At 44.0% G+C, this 21,816-nt stretch carries 21 protein-coding genes; 9 read left to right on the top strand and 12 right to left on the bottom strand.

Going from position 1 to position 21,816, the window contains the following annotated elements; all coding sequences use genetic code 11:
* Positions 1 to 167: 167 nt before the first annotated feature.
* From L2W36_RS07335 to L2W36_RS07300, 8 genes are all read left to right on the top strand, one after another.
* Positions 168 to 620 (top strand): septal ring lytic transglycosylase RlpA family protein, encoded by a 453-nt coding sequence (locus L2W36_RS07335; protein WP_236109692.1) that lies wholly within the window; start codon positions 168 to 170, stop codon positions 618 to 620.
* A 67-nt stretch (positions 621 to 687) separates the two neighbouring features.
* A complete protein-coding gene (locus L2W36_RS07330; RefSeq protein WP_006072321.1) occupies positions 688 to 1,263 on the top strand; it encodes a sugar O-acetyltransferase in 576 nt (191 codons plus the stop codon).
* A 352-nt stretch (positions 1,264 to 1,615) separates the two neighbouring features.
* Positions 1,616 to 2,629: a substrate-binding domain-containing protein gene (locus L2W36_RS07325; RefSeq protein WP_236109691.1), complete on the top strand. Its 1,014-nt coding sequence runs from the start codon at positions 1,616 to 1,618 to the stop codon at positions 2,627 to 2,629.
* Between the two features lie 19 nt (positions 2,630 to 2,648).
* A complete protein-coding gene (locus tag L2W36_RS07320; RefSeq protein ID WP_443088383.1) occupies positions 2,649 to 3,668 on the top strand; it encodes an ABC transporter substrate-binding protein in 1,020 nt (339 codons plus the stop codon).
* Positions 3,669 to 3,685: 17 nt separating this feature from the next.
* A complete protein-coding gene (locus L2W36_RS07315) occupies positions 3,686 to 4,528 on the top strand; it encodes an ABC transporter permease (RefSeq protein ID WP_443088382.1) in 843 nt (280 codons plus the stop codon).
* A gap of 3 nt (positions 4,529 to 4,531) precedes the next feature.
* Positions 4,532 to 5,320 carry an ABC transporter permease gene (locus L2W36_RS07310; RefSeq protein WP_062460049.1) on the top strand — a complete coding sequence of 263 codons (789 nt, stop codon included), beginning with the start codon at positions 4,532 to 4,534 and terminating at the stop codon, positions 5,318 to 5,320.
* A gap of 11 nt (positions 5,321 to 5,331) precedes the next feature.
* Positions 5,332 to 6,420: an ABC transporter ATP-binding protein gene (locus L2W36_RS07305; protein ID WP_236109690.1), complete on the top strand. Its 1,089-nt coding sequence runs from the start codon at positions 5,332 to 5,334 to the stop codon at positions 6,418 to 6,420.
* A 4-nt stretch (positions 6,421 to 6,424) separates the two neighbouring features.
* Complete coding sequence (locus L2W36_RS07300) at positions 6,425 to 7,240, top strand: phosphodiesterase (protein WP_236109689.1); 816 nt, start codon at positions 6,425 to 6,427, stop codon at positions 7,238 to 7,240.
* Positions 7,241 to 7,442: 202 nt separating this feature from the next.
* On the opposite strand, the gene L2W36_RS07295 is transcribed toward L2W36_RS07300, so the two are convergent.
* The 3 genes from L2W36_RS07295 to L2W36_RS07285 all read right to left on the bottom strand — a co-directional run bounded on the left by L2W36_RS07295 (position 7,443) and on the right by L2W36_RS07285 (position 10,050).
* Entirely contained in the window at positions 7,443 to 8,213 is a 771-nt protein-coding gene (locus L2W36_RS07295) for a class II glutamine amidotransferase (RefSeq protein WP_236109688.1), read from the bottom strand.
* Between the two features lie 103 nt (positions 8,214 to 8,316).
* Positions 8,317 to 8,994 (bottom strand): SDR family oxidoreductase, encoded by a 678-nt coding sequence (locus L2W36_RS07290; RefSeq protein WP_062460055.1) that lies wholly within the window; start codon positions 8,992 to 8,994, stop codon positions 8,317 to 8,319.
* Between the two features lie 150 nt (positions 8,995 to 9,144).
* Complete coding sequence (locus L2W36_RS07285; protein WP_006072336.1) at positions 9,145 to 10,050, bottom strand: AraC family transcriptional regulator; 906 nt, start codon at positions 10,048 to 10,050, stop codon at positions 9,145 to 9,147.
* 141 nt (positions 10,051 to 10,191) lie between these two features.
* Here L2W36_RS07285 and L2W36_RS07280 point away from each other — a divergent pair, with 141 nt between their 5' ends.
* On the top strand, positions 10,192 to 11,343 hold the full coding sequence (locus L2W36_RS07280; RefSeq protein ID WP_236109687.1) for an aminotransferase-like domain-containing protein: 1,152 nt from the start codon (positions 10,192 to 10,194) through the stop codon (positions 11,341 to 11,343).
* A 79-nt stretch (positions 11,344 to 11,422) separates the two neighbouring features.
* Here the strand turns inward: L2W36_RS07280 and L2W36_RS07275 are convergent, their stop codons facing one another.
* The 9 genes from L2W36_RS07275 to L2W36_RS07235 all read right to left on the bottom strand — a co-directional run bounded on the left by L2W36_RS07275 (position 11,423) and on the right by L2W36_RS07235 (position 21,784).
* On the bottom strand, positions 11,423 to 12,559 hold the full coding sequence (locus L2W36_RS07275) for an AI-2E family transporter (RefSeq protein ID WP_198557696.1): 1,137 nt from the start codon (positions 12,557 to 12,559) through the stop codon (positions 11,423 to 11,425).
* Entirely contained in the window at positions 12,552 to 13,238 is a 687-nt protein-coding gene (locus L2W36_RS07270; RefSeq protein ID WP_096441819.1) for a potassium channel family protein, read from the bottom strand. Before L2W36_RS07270 ends, L2W36_RS07275 begins: the two co-directional genes overlap by 8 nt.
* A gap of 12 nt (positions 13,239 to 13,250) precedes the next feature.
* Complete coding sequence (locus L2W36_RS07265) at positions 13,251 to 14,129, bottom strand: HlyD family secretion protein (protein WP_006072342.1); 879 nt, start codon at positions 14,127 to 14,129, stop codon at positions 13,251 to 13,253.
* A gap of 12 nt (positions 14,130 to 14,141) precedes the next feature.
* The gene (locus L2W36_RS07260; RefSeq protein WP_006072343.1) at positions 14,142 to 14,345 is read right to left on the bottom strand and encodes a DUF1656 domain-containing protein; all 204 of its coding nucleotides are present in this window, start codon (positions 14,343 to 14,345) and stop codon (positions 14,142 to 14,144) included.
* Positions 14,346 to 15,968: a TolC family protein gene (locus L2W36_RS07255; protein ID WP_236109686.1), complete on the bottom strand. Its 1,623-nt coding sequence runs from the start codon at positions 15,966 to 15,968 to the stop codon at positions 14,346 to 14,348.
* Positions 15,969 to 15,979: 11 nt separating this feature from the next.
* Positions 15,980 to 18,148, bottom strand: coding sequence for an FUSC family protein (locus tag L2W36_RS07250; protein WP_236109685.1), 2,169 nt, complete (start codon positions 18,146 to 18,148; stop codon positions 15,980 to 15,982).
* 139 nt (positions 18,149 to 18,287) lie between these two features.
* Positions 18,288 to 19,412 carry a permease gene (locus L2W36_RS07245; protein WP_038228320.1) on the bottom strand — a complete coding sequence of 375 codons (1,125 nt, stop codon included), beginning with the start codon at positions 19,410 to 19,412 and terminating at the stop codon, positions 18,288 to 18,290.
* Between the two features lie 163 nt (positions 19,413 to 19,575).
* Positions 19,576 to 20,943, bottom strand: a complete 1,368-nt coding sequence (locus L2W36_RS07240) for an L-cystine transporter (RefSeq protein ID WP_236109684.1) — start codon at positions 20,941 to 20,943, stop codon at positions 19,576 to 19,578.
* Between the two features lie 157 nt (positions 20,944 to 21,100).
* Positions 21,101 to 21,784 (bottom strand): NAD(P)H-binding protein, encoded by a 684-nt coding sequence (locus L2W36_RS07235; RefSeq protein WP_236109683.1) that lies wholly within the window; start codon positions 21,782 to 21,784, stop codon positions 21,101 to 21,103.
* Positions 21,785 to 21,816 lie beyond the last annotated feature (32 nt).

Here is a 21,816-nt window from a genome sequence, read left to right as displayed (position 1 = left end):
GAACTTTGGTATTTTCATGTCTAAAATCTTTCTTGAGCATGACCGAGTGGCATCGAGGTCGTGGAAAAATCGGCCATTGATATCGAATGTTGGCTTTTGTCCCATTCGGTTGTTTTTATGAGCTTTATTGCTAAAGCGTCAACAGTTCAAGAATAGATAAACACGACATGAATAAATTTCAATTTCCAAATAATATCAAGAAGATCAATTTCATCTTTGTTGTATTAATGTTCTCTTTTCTAGCTGGTTGCTCTTCAACCGCTTCAATTGATAGTTCCAAAACTCGAAGTTATGCAAAATCCCATGAACTTGTAGGTCAAGCGTCTTGGTATGGGAATAAATACCACGGACGACGCACTGCGAGTGGTGAGCGCTATAACATGAGGGCTTATACCGCAGCTCATAAAACGTTACCTTTTGGAACGATCGTGAGAGTGACAAATACCGCTAATGGTAAAACAGTGGACGTCAAAATCAACGATAGAGGCCCGTTTGTAAAAGGTCGAATTATTGACTTATCTCGCAAGTCATTTGAACAAATTGGCGACATTAGTAAAGGGATAGCACCGGTAAAAATTGAGATTATCGATGACAGTAATACTTTTAGGTATAAGCACTAATCCACTGCCCGAATGACGCGTTGGTGATACAATTCAGCAGCAAAAAAGATCCGAGTTGAGAGACAACATGACTGAGTTCGAAAAAATGCTTGCTGGTGAAGAGTTCGATGGCGGCGCCGAAAGCATTAACCAAATCCGCGAAAACGCCTCCCTTCTGTTACAGGCAATAAATAAAAATACTGATGACATTCAACGTGGTGAGCTGTTTCAACAGTTAATGGGGAATATTGCAGATTCTAGTATTGTACGTTCTCCATTCTATTGTGAGTTTGGTAAGACGATTTCGATTGGTGAAAAGACCTTTATTAATATGAATGTCACCATGCTAGATGGTGCCAAAATCATGATTGGTAACAACGTGTTGATAGGGCCAAATACGCAGTTCTATTGCGCTAGCCACGACTTAAACTACCTCAAGCGTCGCAACTGGGAAACGATCTGTGGACCGATTACGGTGGAAGACGATGTATGGATTGGAGGTAATGTGGTGATCAATCAAGGTGTTACCATTGGAGCGCGTTCCGTGATTGCCGCTAATTCCGTTGTGAACAGTGACGTACCGCCCGACTCGTTATATGGTGGAACACCCGCTAGGTTGATTAAGAGTCTCAATGAGAGCGATAACACTTACAAAGGCCAATAGCCACACAACTCAGTAAATTCTTCCGAAAGGATGGCGATTAGCATTTAGTATGAGAAATGAGCAAGAGCGCTTAATCTCTTTCGCTGCATTTCAGCTTAATCATCGTGATCCTTTCGGCGACCACTCATATTTCCCCCAGTTTCTGTGACATTAATCGTTATTTCACATTACTCTACAATTTAATTTGCTTCCGTTAAATTCAATGAAATGAAAGTGTTTCATAAATTATATTGTCGATATATGTCGCAAACATGCATCGATATGGTGGCTAAATTGACGCTTCTTCATTTTTCCCTTAATAAAACTGTAATGTGTCCTCTTTAATCTTGCGTTCAACAACGGAGGAGAGGCGATGAATATCAAAGATGTAGCAGAACTTGCAGGAGTGTCACCTGCAACCATCTCTCGTTATCTAAATCAGCCTCAATCTGTAGCGCATACCACGAGCAAGAGAATTGAGAAGGTCATTACTCTCACTGGGTACAGTGTTGAGCAACGACATGACCAAATTGAATTCAATAAAAATCCAACTCTCGGAGTGGTGATTCCAAGTTTAATTAACCCTGTGTTTTCAGAGGTAGTTACCGGCATCCAGCAAAGAGCGAGGCACTTTGGGTACTCGGTTGTGGTTGTTGACACTCAATATGACAGTGGCCAAGAGCAGCAAGCGGTTATCGACCTGATAAGGCAGCGTGTCGAAGGTGTCATTTTGACGATTGCAGATACCTCTGAAAATGAGGCATTGAAGCTTCTGAGAGACTTTAAGTTTCCCTACTGTTTATTGCACAACCGTTCAGATGAGCAAGAACCTTGCGTTTTTGTTGATAACTATCAAGCCGGTATTGATGTAGCTCAGCGAGTCGTGGAATTAGGACACCGAAGAGTTGGCATGTTAACGGGGCGATTTGTCTCATCTGATCGTGCTGAGCAGCGCTATAAAGGGTTTAAAAAATGTCTTAATGACAATGGATTGGAATTAACTGAGTTACTAGAAGTAGACCAAAACAAGCTTGATCCATTTGGTGACCAAGAGATGAGTGTTATCCAGAGAGAACAGGCGCCTACAGTGTGGTTTTGTAGTAACGATTTGCTGGCATTGAAGGCGATAAATGCCGTGAAAGCCAACGGTCTACATGTACCTTCGGACATCTCAATTATCGGTTTTGACGGCATGAGTTTAGCTCAGCTTATCACCCCGACTCTCGCAACGGTTGCGGTACCACATCTAAAAATGGGGCAAGTCGCTGTAGATATTTTATTTAACGCCAAAGCAGGAGCGAGCGTATCGACTCAACTTGCTCTGGATTATCAATTGCAAATGAATGGCTCACTTGACGTGGTGCCGCACTTACAAAACAACGAATAGTCACATATTGGAGAATATAATGACTTTTACACTAGGCTCTAAAACAAAAAAACTAGCGGGAATGCTATTTGGTTTGGCTTGCGCTTCATTTCAAGCGCAGGCATCTAGCGCAATTTGCTATAACTGCCCTCCAGAGTGGGCGAACTGGGGAGGGCAATTACAGCTAATAAATAAAGAACTTGGAATTCGAGTTCCGATGGACAACAAAAATTCCGGTCAGTCTTTGTCTCAGTTAGTTGCGGAGAAAAACAATCCAGTAGCAGACGTTGTTTATTATGGCGTGTCATTTGGCATCAACGCGACTAACCAAGGGGTGGTAGAACCATACAAACCGAAGAATTGGGACCAAATTCCAGAAGGGATGAAAGATCCAAACGGTAATTGGTTTGCAATTCATTCGGGAACCATTGGCTTCTTCGTTAACGTTGATGCTTTAGATGGAGCGCCGGTCCCGCAGAGTTGGGAAGATCTTCTTAAACCAGAATATCGTGGCATGGTCGGTTATCTTGACCCAACCAGTGCGTTTGTGGGCTACGCAAGTGCGGTAGCGGTAAATGAGGCAATGGGTGGCGATATCAATGACTTCACACCTGCTATTGAGTACTTCCGCAAACTTGCGAAAAATCGCCCGATTGTCCCAAAACAAACCTCGTATGCACGTGTAATTTCGGGTGAGATTCCAATCTTATTGGATTATGACTTTAATGCGTATCGTGCCAAATATAACGACTTCTCTAATGTGGAATTTGTCATTCCGAAGGAAGGCTCTATTGCTGTTCCTTATGTAATGAGCATGGTGAAAGACTCGCCACACCCTGACAACGCAAAAAAAATCTTGGATTTTGTGTTATCCGAAAAAGGCCAACAAGTTTGGGCAAAGGCGTATTTACGACCAGTTATTGATGGGGTGATGGATGAAGATGCGAAGAGTAAGTTCCTACCTGACTCTGAATATCAGCGCGTTGGTTCAGTTAACTTTGCAGAGATGTCTGAAAACCAAGCCGCATTCGCTGACCTGTATCTAAGAGAAGTCAACTAAACCTCACCGGACCATGGATGGCGGACAAGATTTCCGCCATTGCTTTTATGAAAAAGAATCATCTATCTATTTTGCTTATTCTGCCTGCTGTAATAGTGAGCTGCGCATTTTTCTTGTTACCAGTGGTGCAACTGTTGCAGGTCTCGTTAGTTGATGGCGGTGCGCAGAGCTACATACAAATTCTAACCCGACCTTTGTACTTAAAGAGTCTTTTTTCAACCGTAACGCTTTCTGTCCTAGTCACAGTTGTTAGTTTAGCGGTGGCTACGATCAGTGGGCTGTTTTTGACGCGTTATGAGTTTAAGGGGAAGCAGTTGCTGGTTGCTATGTTGAGCTTTCCGCTTGCATTTCCCGGGGTGGTGATTGGTTTCTTCGTCATTATGCTTGCAGGACGTCAAGGTCTGTTTGCCCAAGCAGGGTTATTGCTTACTGGGGAACGTTGGATGTTTGCTTACTCAATCGCGGGATTGTTTTTGGGTTACTTGTACTTCTCAATACCTCGAGTGGTACTCACGGTCATGGGTGCCGCAGAAAAACTCGATCAAAACCTACTTGAAGCGGGGCGTTCATTAGGCGCAAATCGTTGGCAAATTTTCAAAGACGTAACGCTACCTGCGTTAAAACCAGGATTAATCTCATCGGGTTCGATCTGTTTCGCTACCTCAATGGGCGCGTTTGGTACGGCCTTCACTCTGGCAACCAACATTAACGTGTTACCAATGACGATTTACACAGAGTTCACGCTCAATGCTAACTTCGCTATGGCGGCTGCTTTGAGCTTAATCCTTGGTCTAGTGACTTGGTTGTGTTTGATGTTAGCGAAGCGTCAGGGTAATTCGTCTATGGCAATGGGAGGCTAATCAATGAAGAAAGATAAGTACTTTTATATCCAGCTTGGGTTCACTTTATTGGTCTGTGCATTTCTAATTGTTCCTGTTTTTATGTCGATTGTTGCTGGACTAACGAACAACTATTTTGTTGGTGTGAAAAGTGGATTGACCCTTCGTTGGGTTGAACAAGTATGGGCACTCTATTCAGACACGATTTGGCTAACACTACAAATTGCTATCGCGACCACCATTATTAATGTGTTGGTGGGCGTACCTTGTGCTTATGTGCTGGCGAAAAGCAAAAGCCGTTGGGCATCGTTGTTTGATGAGATCTTAACCTTGCCGATTGCCATTCCCGGTATGGCAATTTCGCTTGGTTTAATCCTCGCTTACGGTGACTTTAGTGATTTCCGTTCTAACTGGACGTTTATCTTAGTGGGTCACGTTATCTTCACTTTGCCGTTTATGGTTAAGTCAGTGTTGGCGGTACTGCAAAGTATTAATTTCAATGTGTTGGAAGAGGGAGCGGCGAGTTTGGGAGCAAGCTTTTGGCAGCGTTTCTTTGATGTCATTGTCCCTAACTGCAAAGCAGGTATTGTCGCTGGTATGTTGATGACCCTCACTCTCTCTATTGGCGAGTTTAACCTAACTTGGATGCTTCACACGCCATTAACCAAAACCTTGCCTGTTGGTTTGGCTGACTCGTACGCCTCCATGCGTTTAGAGATTAGCTCTGCTTATACCTTAATTTTCCTTTGTCTCATTTTACCGTTGCTGGTTCTGGCTCAGATGCTGAATAGAAAGCCGGTTACAAGCAATTAAGATTGAACTCAATGTTAGAACAAACAATGACTGGCGTAGAAATCACGCTGAAAGATATTACCAAGACTTTCCCAGATGGAACCTTGGCACTAAAACCGACTGACCTAAAAATAGAAGCGGGAGAGATTTTAGTATTACTGGGACCTTCTGGTTGCGGGAAAACAACAACCTTGCGTCTTATAGCTGGATTGGAGTTTGCTGATGAAAATGGCGGACAAATAACTTTTGGTGATCAAGAGGTTACCGCGCTCCCTATTGAGCAAAGAAAAGTCGGAATGGTGTTCCAATCATATGCGCTGTTTCCCAATATGAACGTTAGCGAAAATATCACTTATGGCCTGAAAGTTCGTGGTGTGGATCCTTCGGTACGAGCTCAAAAGCTTAAGCAGATGCTGACTATGTTCGACCTAGAAAAGTATGCAAAAAGAGGCGTCCATCAATTATCTGGTGGCCAACGTCAACGTGTGGCGTTAGCTCGCGCCATCATAACTGAACCCGATGTATTGCTGCTTGATGAGCCGCTTTCCGCTTTGGATGCTTTGCTAAAGCAACGTTTGAGAAGTGACATTCGCTCGTTGTTAAAAGAATTAGGCATCACTGCAGTGTATGTGACTCATGACCAAGAAGAAGCTATGGCGATGGGCGACAGAATTGCTGTTCTCGACCATGGTGAAATTGCCCAGATTGGTTCAGCAAAGGATATCTATCTGCAACCAAGTAACAGCTTTGTTGCAGATTTTATCGGGCAAATGAATCGATTTGAAGGAGTGGTAGAAGGAGGGAAGTTGCTGTTGGACACCGGTAAGTACCTGAAACTGCCAGAGCATATAGACACGGAAATCTCTGCTAAAAATGACTCATTGAGCGTCATGCTAAGACCAGAAGATATTATCTTGAAGGACATCAGCGATGACTGTGATGCGTTAACTGGCGTCGTAGTGAGTACAGTATTTTTAGGGGATAGAACCCGTGTCACTTTGTCTGGAGTACAAAAGGAGTCTCAACTCATGGTTGACTGTTTTGAGCGCACTGAATATCAGGCGGGTCAAGTTGTGACTGTGTCCTTTGAACCTAGTCGTTTAATTCCTTTGAAGAAGTAAAGTTATGTTAATTGCCCAACTTACCGATTTGCATATCAAACAAGATGGCAAACCCGCGTATCGCAAGGTGGATACTTTGCGATGCCTACAGAATGCTGTACAACATATCAACCACCTTAACCCCAGACCAGATTATGTCGTTATTACCGGTGATCTTGGCGACTTTGGTACGGAACAGGAATACCAAATCATCAGGCAAGAACTAGAGAAACTGCAAATACCACTTCGGGTCGTTCCGGGTAACCACGATCACCGTGATAATTTGCGAGTGGGACTGCAACAGTTAGTCGATTTTGACCACCCAGAGTTTTGCAACTTTGTCGTTGAGCAGGATGAACAAGTTTTATTGGGTTTAGACTCGTCTGTCATTGGCAAACCTTATGGCTTTTTATCTTCACAAACACTTGAGTGGTTGCAAAGTCAGCTAGCCCGTTTATCTAATAAGTCTGTGCTTATTTTTCTGCACCATCCGCCAATGCATGTCGGATTAGGGCATATGGATGTGCAAAACCTGACAAATGCAGACAGCTTATATGAAGTGTTAAGTCAGTTTGATAACGTACGCGGACTTTGCGCTGGCCACTTACACCGTCCTATCACCGCGACTTGGCGTTCAATTCCTGTTTGGGTTGGACCGTCACACAGCCATTCGGTGACGCTTGACCTCGAACCTAACGCACCGTCATCTTTTTCATTAGAGCCAAGAGCCATTCAACTGCTCAAATTTGAGAATGATTCGGTGGTGTCCCATATTAGCTACATTGAAGACAGTGATGGTCCTCATCCATTTTTCGATGAACAGGGTAGATTGATCGATTAGCGATTGAAGCAACCCAGAAAAGGTCCATGCTAGGTATGGACCCTTTTAAACTTGTTACGCGAGTATGTTGTGCTTTATTAATTACTCGTATTTTGACGCGTACGTTTCTCGTATGCTTGCGAGTACCACTCTAATAGTTCAACAACTTTAGTGTCATTCAACAGGGTTTATAGGCCGAGAGCTTCAGGGTAGAACTCAGCCGTTATATATCGAGACGTATTTGCGTCGTCGTTAGGTTCAAACCATGTATATGGGTAATCGTTTGTGGTTTAAGTAGTTTCCACTCTTTGCTTTTTTCGAGGGGTTCGGACGCAACGCTGACGTTTTCTTCTTCTGCTTTAATAAAAACAGTCGGTGGCTCTTGGTCACTACTGTATCGTACGACCCAAAACTGTTCGCCGTCGGAGAGGCAAATAGAGGCTTTAAAGGGCAAGGCTACCTCTCTTTCTGATTTGGCGTTTTCGATATCTTTGATGGTTTCAATAATGGCGTTGTTTACATTGCTCGACAGGCCATTTTTCATCATTAATAAGAAGATAAGCTCACTGTCGGTCGTTCCTTTTCGATAGTGATAGAGCGATTCAGGCAGCAGACGTTCTAGTTGGAAGCGCAGTTTTTCAAATTCATCGATTTGTCCGTTATGCATGAACATCCAATTGTCGACTACGAAAGGATGGCAGTTAGAGCGTGATACGCTCGTTCCCGTTGAGGAGCGAACATGTGCCATAAATCGATGGGAGCGAATGTGATGCGTTAGTGAACGAAGATTATCGTCACTCCAGGCAGGCATGACTTCGTGGAATTGACCGGGGATATCACGTTGCGTGTACCAACCTAACCCAAAACCGTCAGCGTTTATTCGAGTGGCACCTTTTCTTGCTTCTAAACTCTGGTTAATCAGTGAGTGTTCAGGTACATAAATTAGTTCATCTAGATAAGTTGCGGTTCCCTGATAAGCTAGCCAACGACACATTCATCGCTCCCTCTGTGTAGTGTTTGAAATGGGTACTGTTCCTAAATTAACCACTTTTGTGGCGTTCAACAAGCACCCATACCAACTGTTACAAAGGAGATGTCTACTCAATTTCAACCGGCGGTCTAAACGTCATCTCATGCATGACGACATCACTAGGCAGTTCAAGTAATAGAGAAATGGTGGATGCAACGCTTGCTGGGTGCATATACTCAGGGCGGTCTGCTTCTCTAAAGCTGGTGTCTGCGCCGCCAGGGAACAAAGAAGTCACTTTTATTCCATGAGGCTGAGCTTCTTTCATCAAGATTGCACTAAAGCCCGCAAAGCCCTGTTTCATCGCCGTGTAGACACTCATGGTTTCATTAGAGCGTTTAGCAACTGTGCTTACCACATTAATTATTTGTCCTGATTTAGCCGGTTTCATGACCTTTAAGGCTTCTCTACACAACAACGCAGGTGCACGAAGGTTGACGGCGTACTGTTGGTCAAACTCTTCTAAGGTGAATTCTTCAATAGCGCATTTGCGCGAGTTCATACCCGCGTTATTAATTAGAACGTCCAGCCTACCTAGCTTATCGAGCGCCTTTTGGAATAGTTCGACAGTCTGATTAGGATCGGTTAAGTCGGCAGCGATGGTATGACAGTTCGCTTCTTGCTCTAGCTGTGCCAGTTTTTCAGGATTACGGCCCGTTGCTACTACTTGGTGGCCTTTATGGCTTAGTTCTTTTGCTAGTTCATAGCCGATACCACTTGTTGCACCAGTTACCAAGATTGTTTTCATCGCCAAAGCTCCAAATTGATAAGAAGTTGAGTAGGTTGGATAGTGGCACAAGCTTACCGTGGACACGAGTAAATTACCGTACCAATTGATGAAAACAGGGCACACGTTTGTGCTTTGTTACAAAACAAATGCAAAGGGAGAGGTAACTGGTCAATAAAAACTGATAGGCAGATAAAAATCCAGTTCAAAAACTTCGTCAGGCGCCAAGAAATGATTGCGATGATAATGTACGTAAGCTGGGGTTGCACTGGCTTTGAAGCCAGACTGCGGTAACCATTTCTCTTGGATTCGACTTATTTGCGGAAGCAACTCACCGTAAACACCTTGAAGACGGAAGACGGCGTGTAAACCACCCGGAATGGTCATTTGGTTTACGGTACCTCGAAGTTTGATCGGAGCATCAATTTCTAGGCATGCGACATAGCGACACTTATCTAGTTCAACCCAAGCGGGGTTCGAATGATGTAACCCAAACTGTACCGAAAAATCTCGTTTTTCAGCGCTTGCCCATGCTTTGAGCATTTGCCATGGCTTACCTATAGAGCGGTTGTAACCAATGTGACGGATATATGCGACGCGTCGCGGCGGCGCGTCGATAATTTTGGGGGCGGGAATAGGACGATCCACAGCTCGGGCATAACCCGCAGCAACGTCGGGGTCCGCTAAATAAGGCTTGTGTGACACTTGAGGATCGTGTTTTCGCCACTGACCGGGTGAGAGTCTGAACACGTCTTTGAACGCACGCGAAAATGATGATATTGAGCTAAAACCACTCTTATTTGCTATCTGCTGAATACTAGACTTGGTATCGAACATTAATTGATTTGCGGCGTATTCCATTCTTGTGCGGCGGATATATTGATGCAGTGATTCACCAACGACTTCCTTAAATACTCGATGGAAATGCTGTTCGGAATAGGCCCCAATAGCAGCGAGCTCTTTTCCGGAAAGCTCTTTACTTATATCACTGTGGATATAGAACAGGACGTCGTTGATTCGAGTTAGATGACGGGCATTCACAATCAAAATCGCATAAATGGACATGTTTATAAGCATAAATGGACAACATGAAGCTTGCAATAGCGTGTAAGCTGATTTTTCGTTATGGCGGGGTAGTTTAAATCTCTCTATATACATCATTAATTGTTCTTAATCTAAAATAATGCCCCGCTATTAGTTGTATTGGTAAGGAAATATATGGAAATCGCTCGCTATCTTCAAAATGTCCCTTCGTCTTATATTCGTGAAATTCTGAGTGCAGCCAGCGATCCAAGCGTCATTTCACTGGCTGGAGGATTGCCAGATCCTGATACATTCCCCATCGAGCTAATGCGCTCCACGTTTGAAGGGTTATGTGATAAGCCAGAGGTATTCCAGTACGGAACCACGGCAGGGTATACGCCGTTACTCGATTTCCTATCGGACTATTACCAACTACCAAGCAATCACAGTGCGGTTGTTTGTACAGGATCTCAGCAAGGTCTGGATTTGGTGGCAAGAGCTTACATTAATCCGGGTGATACGGTCGTAATGGAAGCGCCTAGTTATCTGGGGGCTATGCAAGTGTTCGGCTTAGTCGGGGCGAATATCGTGACGGTGTCACAAGTGGCTTCCGGCCCTAATCTAGAACAACTTGAAACGTGCTTTAAAATCAACTCGCCAAAAATGTTTTATGCAGTGCCAGATTTCCACAATCCGACAGGTGTTTGTTGGACACTGGAAACGCGTCAAAAAGTCGCGGAGCTTTGCATTCAATACAATGTGGCATTTATTGAAGATGCTCCGTACCGCGAACTCCGATTTACCGGAGAGGCGTTGCCAATGGTCTCGACCTTTTGTCCAGATAACTCCATTGTATTTCGTTCGTTCTCTAAAATTGCTTCTCCAGGCCTTCGCATTGGTGTGGTCACTGGCAAGAAGAGCTATATTGAGCCGATTATTAAGATCAAACAAGGTGCCGATCTGCACTCCAGCATTCCAATGCAAGCTGCGCTACTGGGCTTGCTAAAACATGATGACTTTGACGCCCACCTAGATACAGTAAAAGGGATTTATAAGGCGCGTTATCAAACGCTATCTGAAGCATTAGAAGCTAAGTTACCCGAGAGTTGTACGTTGAACTCTGTTGATGGCGGTATGTTTATTTGGGTTGGGATTCCTTCGTGCGATACGTTTGAATTAGCTAAGGCACTGTTGTCAAAAGGTGTTGCCGTGGTTCCTAGCCCTGTATTTTATCCAGAGGCAAACGGGCAGCCTTCGGCACTTCGCTTGAACTTCACTAACTCAACGCCAGAAGAGCTTGTAAAAGCGGTGGATGTGCTCGCAAATGTCCTAAGTGAACACCAGTAACGTTCCGCAGCCCCTTAAATAACACAGCCGATAAAGTTTAGTGACTTTATCGGCTGTTTTTTATCCGCTGCTCATCGTATTAGCTGTTTTCGGCTTTCGTATTACTTTCTGATGTTGCCTCAACGTCGTCTTCTGACAACTCGGTCTGCTCTTCGTAATTAATCCAGAATAAGAACAATTCATACCAAATGGCGAGAATAATAGCGCCGAGGAACAGACCAATAATTCCAGCGAACAACATCCCACCGATGGCACCGATTAAGATAATAGGCATCGGCACATCAACGCCACGCCCCATCAACATAGGCTTGAGAATGTTATCAGATAATCCACCCGCTAATGCCCAAATAGTAAACAGTGTCGTACTAGTTCCGTCTCCTGTGGAATAAACGTAGAAAATTACCGGTGCAACGATAAGTAGAGCAGGTAACTGAGCGATACAAAGGATCAATGTTGCGAGTGTCAGCAAACCAGCAGCCGGAACTTTAAACACAAACATCGCAGCACCGATGATTGCCGCTTGAATAAACGCCACACCAACAACACCTAGTAATACACTGCGAATAGTTGCTGCCATCAAGTTAGCCCACTGTTCAGCTTTTTTCCCAACAGCTCTTACTGCAACGGTTTCTAACGCTCCTGAAATTTTCTCTGCATGTGCCATAAATCCACCGGCAATTGCGAGGGAAATGATGAACATAATCAAGCTTGTTAATGCACCGCCTAATATGGAGGCGACAGTACCGAGAAAGCCTTTAATCTCAGGCAAAAACTGCTGTATAGCTTTTTCCATGTTAGTGGCGAACAGGTTCCAAATGCTATACAACTTGTCACCAATGACAGGGATGTCGGCGACCTTAGAGGTGGGCCCCGGGATTTTTATCTCGCCACTTTGTATTACTTCAGTGGTATGAGCGACGCCCTCGTAAATTGAACCAGAAACCATGACGAAAGGGATCACCAACAAAGAAATACCGATTAAGGAGACCAGAGTAGCGGCTAATCCCCGTTTGCCACCTAATGAGCGCTCTAACTTTTTGGTCAGTGGCAACAAGGCGACGGCTATGATTGAGCCCCAGAGGACAGGAATGATAAAAGGTTTAATGATATCGTAGGTGAAGATCAGCAATATCACCAATAAACCAATTCGAATGGCCGATTCGACCATATTATTGACAAAGAGCTTGCTTTGACGCTGTTCAGTCTGTCTATCCATTGTTGTTTTCCCTGTTTTCAATATTTGCACTTACCAAACTTGATACGACTATTGCCATATAGAACACTCCGACAATGGCTTCCAAATACACGACAACTTGTGCTAGCGGAGTAATTGGACTGATGTCGCCATAACCTAACGTTGTTAAAGTAACGAAGCTGAAATACGCTGCGTTAGAGAAATTCTCTCCCCACGTAATGGCTTCGAGCCCCGTAAAGGCTTGTGGGGAATATTCGATAATAATTAAGTAAACGATAGCCCACATTAAGCCGAGTAGTAAAAATAATGCTACTGAACCAATGACTTTGTTGGTGTTGACCTTGCCGTGGAAGAGCACCTGTTTAGCTGTCGACTTAAAGGTACCAAAGAAGAATGAGAAGGTGAGGGCGAGCATAACGAAGTCCATTTCACGGAGCTCGAAGACAATTTTTGCCAACGTCGCTAAGATCCATAGGCATACAAGCGTTATCAAAAATCGCGTCCATCCTTTATCGAATCGCAGACTGGCTAAGCAAACAATGAAAGTGACGATGATAAACAGTTGAAGAACATGATCTATTACACCTTGCCCAACGATTTCGGCCAATGCTGAGCTGATAAGTAACGCGATTAACGCTACAGTAAGATAGAAGAAATTATTGTCTTCATTGATTTTTCTTAACCGATTCCCCATTTCCATCATCGTTTCTCCCTAGTCTTCACTTTGTTCCATCACCATAATTGACGCTGATAATCCAAAACGCAGATGTACTCCTTCAGGGAGTTCATGTAACGACACTCGAACTGGGATTCTCTGGGCGAGGCGAATCCATTGGAAAACAGGATTGACGTTGGGCAAAAGGTTATAGCCAACTGTGCCATCTTTGGGCGCGATACCCCAGCCGATAGAATCGACAGTGGCATGAATAGGTTCATCTGGATGTGACATCAAAGTCACTCTTGCTTGGCTACCAGGGTGTATTCTTGGTAGTTGGTTCTCTCTAAAGAAGCCAAATACCCAGAAACTGTTTTCATCAATCAAGGCGACAAGAGGTTGGTTAGCGACGGCCTGTGTTCCTTCTCGGATATCAAGGTTGGAGACATAGCCATCCACCGAGGCGACAACGCGCGTATAGCTAAGATTGAGGCGAGCGGACTTTAATTGTTCCTCTGAGGCTTTGATTTGCAGTAGTGACTCTTGATAGGCAATTTCGCGTCGAATGAGATCCTTATGAGAGACTGCTCCTTTGTCTTTTTTGCGAATGTCGAGCAAACGGTCGTACTCGATTTTCTTTCCCTTGGAGCTGATGATGGCGCGTTGCAAAGCCACTTCAGCTTGGGAGAGGGCAACTTGATAGGTTTCAGGGTCGATTTCAAATAACAAGTCGCCTCGTTTGACTTGTTGGTTGTCAACAATAGCTACGTTGACAATCGGGCCTGAGACTCTTGGGGCAACCTTGATGATATTCGCTCTAACTTGGCCATCGCGTGTCCAAGGGTTGTTGAAGTAATCTTGGTATTTCTGATACCCAAACCACCCAGCGCCACCAAGGATAATCAGGTTTAGGATAATAATGAGAGATTTTTTCATAGTGACGAGCTCCTAAAACCTTAAATAGAAATGGTCGATAGCAATGACATACAACACTAGGATTGCTAAGAACGTGAGCGAAGGGAAGGCGATGAATCTTGATAGCTTCACCTTGTTTAGCATCACGACGGTTATCCAAGTCGCAATGAGTGCGAGAATCAGGACTAACACCAAAGGAGAAAAGTAAATATCTCCCCACGACATTTCATGTGGCATCTATTTATCCTCCTTGTCCGTTGCTGGTGGTTTGGCACCTGTGCGTAGAGTTAATGAAGGTAGCGCAACATTTTCTTGCTGTAATTGGTCACTCCAATCGGTGCGCTTGTTCATCTGTTCGACATGCTCTGGAGACACAAACGCTTTTCCTGAGTTAATTTGCCAACCGCCACCTAGTGACTTGTACAAGGCGACAACTTGGTTAGCGACGTTTCCTTTAATTTGAGCGTAACTGTCTTCGCTTCGAGTCATTTTTTCGACGGAGTTCAATAAACGCTCAAATGAGATTTGTCCGTTCTCATACTGAGTGAGTGAGATATTAAACGCGCGAACTGAGGCGTTTACTGACTCTAAGCGCAGGGATTTTTGTTCTCGATACAAATCGTAGGCTTCCATTGCATTCGTCACCTCTTGAACCGCTTGTAGTACTTTTTTGTTGTAATTGGTCAGGGTTTCTTGGAATTTCGCGTCTTCAAAACGGATATTGTTCTTCACTCGCCCATATTGAAAAATGTTCCAGCTCATTGCGGGTCCGGCCACCAACGTCAGCGAATCGTTGAAGCTGAAACTACTGCCTGAAGGTACAGAGCTGTTAATGCCTATGGATCCAAAGAGGGAGAAGCTTGGGTACAACGCCGTTTCAGCGACACCGATTTGAGCGCTTTGGGCATGAGCTTGAAGCTCTGCGACTTGTAAGTCTGGTCTGCGCATAACCAAACTAGCGTCAACAAGATTGGCTAATACTGGGGTTTCTGGAACGATAGAGCCATCTCCCTTTTCCGAAATAGCGCTTTTTGATCCGGAAGCTTTAAAACGCTGCTCAAATTGAACCAGTTTCTGCTCCATGTCTGACTTAAGAATGGGCTCTATTGCTTCAGGCAATGTGCCCAGCAGGACCGCCAACGCATTTTTGGCTTGCAACATCGCTACAGTTAGCGCCGGTAGGGCAGCTTTGGTGGTGAATAGTTGATTGCGCGCCTGTTGAACGTCGAGTTCGGTGACATTGCCTGACTCAAACTGCACTCGCGTAATGTTGACTACTCGCTCTTGAATCTCGATATTGCGCTGTGAAAGCAGTATGCGTTCTTGGAATGTTCGGTAATTAATATAGTTTCTTGCCACTTCAGAGGTGATGGTCACCAAAATATCGTTGTAGGAAGCGATGGAGGCGTAATAACCCGCTTGGGCTGATTCAATTCCGCGTGCATATTTTCCCCAAACATCCATTTCCCAACCCGCATCAAAGCTCAAGGTTGCATTGTTGAATGAACTTTCATTGGCGTAAGCTTTGGCTAGGTTGCCAGATATGGATTGTAGCTGAGGATATTGCAATCCATCGGCGATACCCAGAACTGAACGCGCTTGCAAGATTCTAAAACCGGCTGCTTCCACATCTAAATTCTGTTGAGAGGCAATATCAACAAGTTTGTTCAAAGTCGGGTCGTTAAACTGTTCCCACCATTTTACGGTTGAGTCCATGCTAGCTTGTGTGTCTGAATCGTTCCACGATGACGGAAGTTGGGTTTCTTGACTCGGTGTAAAATCTGGACCAAGCGTAGTACACGCTGTCATAGACAACGTGGCTAACGCGATAAAACAGGACTTTGTGAGGTGAGAGATCATTACTACCTTTCCTAAAATCGATGCATTTTGAGATTATTGAGGTCGACATTCTGAACCGCTTCTTCCACTTTTATCAGAGACTCAAAAACACTTCGTTTTAAGCTGAGGAAGATATAGAACTCTGCAATGTCTTTTTGAGCGTACTGCTCAGGATCTAACTGCTGAAAAAACGCATCGAGAATAGCCTCTGTTTTAGCGTATTCGCATTGCACGTCTTCAAGCGTTTGTACACGCTCTCTTTGATCACGGTTATGAGTACGGATTAACGTTAGTAAGCTTTCGTCCGTGTACTCGTTTCTAAGCTTAGTAATCAATGGGTTATTTTTCAGATGAGTTTGTGCGATGACGAGTGTATTTAAATGATTTATTAAATTACGACACTGCTTTGTGTAGGCAGTCAGTGATTGGTGATCGTTCTTGTCAAAGTAGTTGAGATCGATCTTACTTGCCCACAATGCAAGTTTCTTAGCTGCAACATTGGCCGTTTTTAGATGTAATTGAATTGTAAAGTTAGCCAGGGTTGAGCGGTTTAGCATTTGAAGCTTAACAACTAATTGATAAACATGAGTGAAAAGTCTTTGTCTTACCAATAAGAATAGGCGTTCGGCTTTACTCGAGAAAGGGAAGTAATGGGCGAACACAAGCATTAAAACCACAAGATAGAACAACATCATGATGGTAAGGAGAATGCCAAAATGGTAATTCATGACGTTGTCGATACCGAGAATAAAAAGGCCGATCATAAAGAAGATTGTGATGGGGCCTTTAAATAGATAGAAGCCAATAAAGGTATACGCAAAAAGGAAAAGGGCGAGTTCGATGCCAAGTTCCAATGTGGGAAGAACAAAAACGTAAGCGGGAACGGCAAAGATAAACCCGAACGTAAATAGAAAGCCGAGTAATTTAGGATGCACGGGTAGGAAAGAGAGTAAAGAAACAAAAATGGTGGAGAAAATGACGAAGCTATACCCACCCGGAGGATTGAAAAAGATCCAGATAAAAGCGGCTACCCAGTAGGTCACAAAGACTTTAATCGATGTCTTAAAGTTTTCTGCGTCCCACCATAGGAAAGCTCCGGCACTTTTCCGAGGCTTTTCGTCAAATGACACTGATTTGGTAACGGAATCGATACAACTAACAGTTTCGTTCAGCCTCGAAATACTGGTATGAAGGCGGTTGAGCACATACCCCAAGGTAATGGCAGAACTCTTAGATAGATGAGGATGATTACTGAGAGAGTCTAGGTCTAAGGCGACTTTTCGTTCTTGCCAACGATACTCTAACCCCTCGTCTGATGCTTGGAGGCAGTGTTCACACTGTTCGAATAATTGCTGAATATCGGCGACAAACTCATCGTAATTGGTGATAAATTTCTGAGGCTCACCCTGCAGAAAGTTCGAACTAGAAGTTGCTATCAGCAGATTGGTTATCTGTTTGGTGTAGTGAAGCGTGAGCTGCCACTCTTGAAGGTAAGCGGACACATCGCTGCATTCTTTACTCTCGGTAGAAAAGCGAGTTTCTAAGGCGGTTTGACTCGCGTACAACTTCTCAATTAAGTCATTTAGACTGGGGGACTGATTATCGTCTGACGATGGTTCAGACGCCTTTTCCGAATCTGTTATATGAGATGTTGTATCGATTGGTGGCGAGAGGCGTTCGAGGATCTGTTTTTGGAGCGAAACGACGTCGTGGGTCATACGGCGAAGATTCTGTTCTGTTTTGTTTGGGAACAGGTAGGTGCCTACCAAAGTGTAAATAATGACACCAAACACGGTCATGTGAGCACGGTCAACGCCATATAAGAATGCACCTTCTGCATCTCCTCCGTTTGACATCATTAAGGTCATGACACCTGTTAACATGAATAACGTCGGATCTTTTAGATAGGCATTTTTAAAGTAGAAGATAAAGGATGCCACAACAGAAACACTCAGCATGTATAACAGACGATCTTGGGCGAACATACCGACTAGCAACAATCCAATAACGGCACCAACTATGGTTCCAAGTACTCTTAAGGTTCCTTTCTCTAATGATTCACGTTGGCTTCCTGTTGATGCGATGAGCATAACAGTGGTAGCCGCAGTAGAAGCCTGAGGCCAACCTAATGCAAATGGAATGAGGTAAGCGAGGGTAAGACTGAGTGCTACCTTTGTCGCGAATTTGGCCTTGTCGTTCATAATCCCTTACGTTGAAGATACCAACTCATAAGAAACTATAGACATTAAATGAAGTTTTGCGTGGTAATTTTGACGATAACTATTGAAAATTAAAGAAAAAAGCGCTGCCGAGCAGCGCTTTGAAGTTTACTAAGTTGTATTAACCAAATAGGTAGCTGTAGAGGTAACCCGCGCTAATTGCCATGCCTAAGATAACGACTAAGAAAGCGGCAATCATTTGGTTCTTGAAGATAGATTTCAACAAGATAACCTCTGTTAAGCTGGCACCAGCACTGCCAATGATAAGTGCCATCACAGATCCTAAAGCCATACCTTTTTGAACCAAAGCTGCACTTAGCGGAATAACGGCCTCTGCACGAATGTATAGTGGAATACCAATAACAGCTGCAATCGGAATCGCATACCATACTCCTTCACCAGCATATTCTGCGATAAGGTCAGTTGGTATAAACCCGTAAATAAATGAACCTAACAAGATACCAATCATTAGATATGGGAATACTTGTTTGAAGTCGCTCCAAGTCGATTTCCAAATACGTAGCCAGCGGCTATCTTCTTTTGTTACTGCTGAAGTGGTGCCACAGCATGCACTACCATCGGTGTTGATGTCGGTAATGGTTGGTTCCTCGCTAGAGCAGCAGCTTGTTTTCGCAGCTACAGGTGCACAGCATGACGACTCTTTTGCCTGCGTTACAACCGGTTTTGCAGAAGTGCCACAGCCGCTAGATGTGCCGCAAGAAGAAGTTTCAACTTTTGCAGGTTCAGTATCACCACATGATGTACCACATGAGCTCGCTGCTGAGTTGGTTTGGTATGCTTCAGGTTTTACGTAGCGTTCAAATCCTAGTTTCTCTAGAACATAGCCAGCAGTGACGGCAACGAACATTGCGATAGAGAAATAGAACACTGCGACTTTGATACCAAATGTCACCACGAACAAGCCGATGATTACAGGGTTAAGTAATGGGCTAGCGAACAAGAAAACCATCATTGGGCCAAACCCCGCTCTCGCTCTCAGCAAACCTTTTAAGAAAGGGATGGTTGAGCACGAGCAAAACGGTGTAATTGAGCCAAGAAGGGCAGCGATAAAGTAACCTTTGCCATTTTTGGAACTCAGAATAGATTGGATTTTTTCAGGTGTTAGGAACTCCTGCAATACCCCAACAATGTAACTTATTGCTAAGAAAAGGATGATAAGTTCAGTGGCTAGAAAGGCAAACATGTTTGCAGTTTCTTTAGCCATTTCTAAAAATTCAGCGTTCATATTAGTTAGTCCTAATGATTCGATATGTTTGGAATTATAGAACTATTTGGATTGAGATCAATAAATATTTCGATAAATATCGAAATAAATTTTAACGCACTGAAATTAATAATAAAAAAAGCGGCCATGAAGGCCGCTTCGCTAGAATGACTTGAGCTAGTTATTATGCGTTAGCTTGCTCGAGCTCAGGTTGTTTCTTCTTGAGCAGACGACTAGTAATAGTACCTGCGGTCATCGCGCCAGAGACATTCAGTGCGGTACGCGCCATGTCGATTAAAGGTTCAATGGAGATAAGTAGCGCAGCGATAGTGACCGGCAACCCCATTGCTGGCAGTACGATAAGAGCAGCAAATGTTGCGCCGCCACCGACACCCGCGATACCAAAAGAGCTAATAGTAATAATGGCAACTAACGACAGGATGAAGTTAAAGTCCATTGGGTCAATACCGACAGTTGGTGCAACCATTACGGCTAACATTGCAGGATAGATACCGGCACAACCGTTTTGTCCAATTGTCGCCCCAAATGATGCTGATAAGTTAGCAATAGCTGGTGGTACGTTGAGTTTGGTAACCTGTGCTTCTACGTTCAATGGAATGGTCGCAGCAGAGCTTCGAGATGAGAACGCAAAAGTTAGTACTGGCCAAATCTTCTGGAAATATTCTTTCGGACTTACGCCAACAAGTGAGACCAAGAAACCGTGAACCAAGAACATTAAGAAAATGGCTAAGTAAGACGCAACGATAAAACCAAGTAGATTTAAGATGTCACCTGCACTTGAAGTCGCGACAACTTTCGCCATCAGAGCCGCAATGCCATAAGGCGTTAATGCCATAATCATTTTTACCAGGCGCATAACAACAGATTGCGTTGCATCGACAAAAGTGCGGATCGGTGACTCAAGCTCTTCTTTCTCGGCCATCACTTTTCGTGCAGCTATACCAGTAAGGACACCAAAAATAACTACAGCGATAATAGAAGTAGAGCGGGCACCGGTTAGGTCAGCAAATGGATTGGTTGGAATGAAGCTAACCAGCATTTGTGGAATTGTGAGATCGCTTACACGGTCGACGCGACTTTCTAGTACCGCGATACGAGCCGTTTCACGTGCACCTTCAGTGAGCCCTTCAGCACTTAAACCAAATGCTTGAGTGACTGCAATACCGATAAGTGCGGAGACGGCAGTCGTAGCAAGTAGTACAGAAATAGTCAGGCCACTAATTTTGCCTAAAGAGCCGCCTTTTTCCAGTTTTACCACAGCGGCAATCATAGAAACTAAGACTAAAGGCATGATGATCATTTTTAAAAGACCGACATAGCCTCTGCCCACAACGTTAACCCATTCAAGGATTTCGGAAATAGCTGCGTGACCTTCACCTAGTAGTAATTGTAGTCCGAGTCCGAAAGCACTCCCTAAAACCAAACCGAATAAAACAAGACGTGAAAGGGCGTGTTTCTTTTGTTGCTGTCCATACAAAAAATAGAGTATGCCTAAAAATATCGCTAGCGCTGCGACAACCGCAATTGACATTGAAGTATCCTTTTATCCATCTGACGTATAAACCTTATTTAGCATAAGGTAATTAGAAGTGTAGATGGCTAAAGTACCGATCTGTTGTAATCGTTAACAATAAATTAATGTCATTAGTTAGAGCAATTTGTTATATGCTGTTTAATATATATTCGAGCTAGTTTTGATAACTAGAAAGAATATCCAACATATTTGCAGAATTATATGCGACGCAATTCGCATCATGATGTTCAATTACGCTATAGAGCATCGCTTGAGCAACAGACTCTGCGGGGATAGGGGCGTATGATCTAAGAGAGCCGATCATGAGAGGTGATAGGAGGCTGAATATTTTTTGAACAGCCACTTCATCTGATCGGATCTGTTTTTCTCTACCTGCGAGTGGTCCAGGTCGAACAAAGACAACTTGGTCGAATCCCATGCCTTCGATACGACGTTCAACGCGCCCTTTGCACTTGAGATAATGGGAAAGAGATCTTGGAGAGGCTCCTAAGCTTGAAACTACCGCAATACGCGTTACACCAATCATCTTCATGGTTTGAGCAACATCACAGACAAGGTCGTAATCTACTTTTTCCAACGCCGCTTTGCTGCCAGCTTGTTTAAGGGTAGTACCGAGACAGATAAATCCAAGAGTAGGGGTAGGCGAGGAGTCTTCCCAGTTTGTAACTCTGAGCGCCCCATCCATTAGTTGGATCGTTTTTGATGCGTGTGTATCTAGAGGCGAGCGACATAGCGCGTAAACCGTTTCAATGTGATCGGTTCGCTCTAACAGTGTGAGCAGTTTGCTTCCCACTAACCCAGATGCGCCAGCGATGATGGCATTGTAACTTGATGACATAAAGAAAAGTCCCACTAACCGATGGTAAGTGG

Origin of the sequence: Vibrio sp. McD22-P3 (assembly GCF_021568915.1) — a bacterium.
GTDB classification, from domain to species: Bacteria; Pseudomonadota; Gammaproteobacteria; order Enterobacterales; family Vibrionaceae; genus Vibrio; species Vibrio mediterranei.
The sequence above is the reverse complement of the archived record's forward strand: the minus strand, read 5'-3'. Positions and strand labels throughout refer to the sequence as shown.

Coding starts and splice junctions, on each gene's coding strand:
- L2W36_RS07335 (WP_236109692.1), top strand. CDS start 168: ATGAATAAATTTCAATTTCCAAATAATATCAAGAAGATCAATTTCATC.
- L2W36_RS07330 (WP_006072321.1), top strand. CDS start 688: ATGACTGAGTTCGAAAAAATGCTTGCTGGTGAAGAGTTCGATGGCGGC.
- L2W36_RS07325 (WP_236109691.1), top strand. CDS start 1,616: ATGAATATCAAAGATGTAGCAGAACTTGCAGGAGTGTCACCTGCAACC.
- L2W36_RS07320 (WP_443088383.1), top strand. CDS start 2,649: ATGACTTTTACACTAGGCTCTAAAACAAAAAAACTAGCGGGAATGCTA.
- L2W36_RS07315 (WP_443088382.1), top strand. CDS start 3,686: ATGGCGGACAAGATTTCCGCCATTGCTTTTATGAAAAAGAATCATCTA.
- L2W36_RS07310 (WP_062460049.1), top strand. CDS start 4,532: ATGAAGAAAGATAAGTACTTTTATATCCAGCTTGGGTTCACTTTATTG.
- L2W36_RS07305 (WP_236109690.1), top strand. CDS start 5,332: ATGTTAGAACAAACAATGACTGGCGTAGAAATCACGCTGAAAGATATT.
- L2W36_RS07300 (WP_236109689.1), top strand. CDS start 6,425: ATGTTAATTGCCCAACTTACCGATTTGCATATCAAACAAGATGGCAAA.
- L2W36_RS07295 (WP_236109688.1), bottom strand. CDS start 8,213: ATGTGTCGTTGGCTAGCTTATCAGGGAACCGCAACTTATCTAGATGAA.
- L2W36_RS07290 (WP_062460055.1), bottom strand. CDS start 8,994: ATGAAAACAATCTTGGTAACTGGTGCAACAAGTGGTATCGGCTATGAA.
- L2W36_RS07285 (WP_006072336.1), bottom strand. CDS start 10,050: ATGCTTATAAACATGTCCATTTATGCGATTTTGATTGTGAATGCCCGT.
- L2W36_RS07280 (WP_236109687.1), top strand. CDS start 10,192: ATGGAAATCGCTCGCTATCTTCAAAATGTCCCTTCGTCTTATATTCGT.
- L2W36_RS07275 (WP_198557696.1), bottom strand. CDS start 12,559: ATGGATAGACAGACTGAACAGCGTCAAAGCAAGCTCTTTGTCAATAAT.
- L2W36_RS07270 (WP_096441819.1), bottom strand. CDS start 13,238: ATGGAAATGGGGAATCGGTTAAGAAAAATCAATGAAGACAATAATTTC.
- L2W36_RS07265 (WP_006072342.1), bottom strand. CDS start 14,129: ATGAAAAAATCTCTCATTATTATCCTAAACCTGATTATCCTTGGTGGC.
- L2W36_RS07260 (WP_006072343.1), bottom strand. CDS start 14,345: ATGCCACATGAAATGTCGTGGGGAGATATTTACTTTTCTCCTTTGGTG.
- L2W36_RS07255 (WP_236109686.1), bottom strand. CDS start 15,968: ATGATCTCTCACCTCACAAAGTCCTGTTTTATCGCGTTAGCCACGTTG.
- L2W36_RS07250 (WP_236109685.1), bottom strand. CDS start 18,148: ATGAACGACAAGGCCAAATTCGCGACAAAGGTAGCACTCAGTCTTACC.
- L2W36_RS07245 (WP_038228320.1), bottom strand. CDS start 19,412: ATGAACGCTGAATTTTTAGAAATGGCTAAAGAAACTGCAAACATGTTT.
- L2W36_RS07240 (WP_236109684.1), bottom strand. CDS start 20,943: ATGTCAATTGCGGTTGTCGCAGCGCTAGCGATATTTTTAGGCATACTC.
- L2W36_RS07235 (WP_236109683.1), bottom strand. CDS start 21,784: ATGTCATCAAGTTACAATGCCATCATCGCTGGCGCATCTGGGTTAGTG.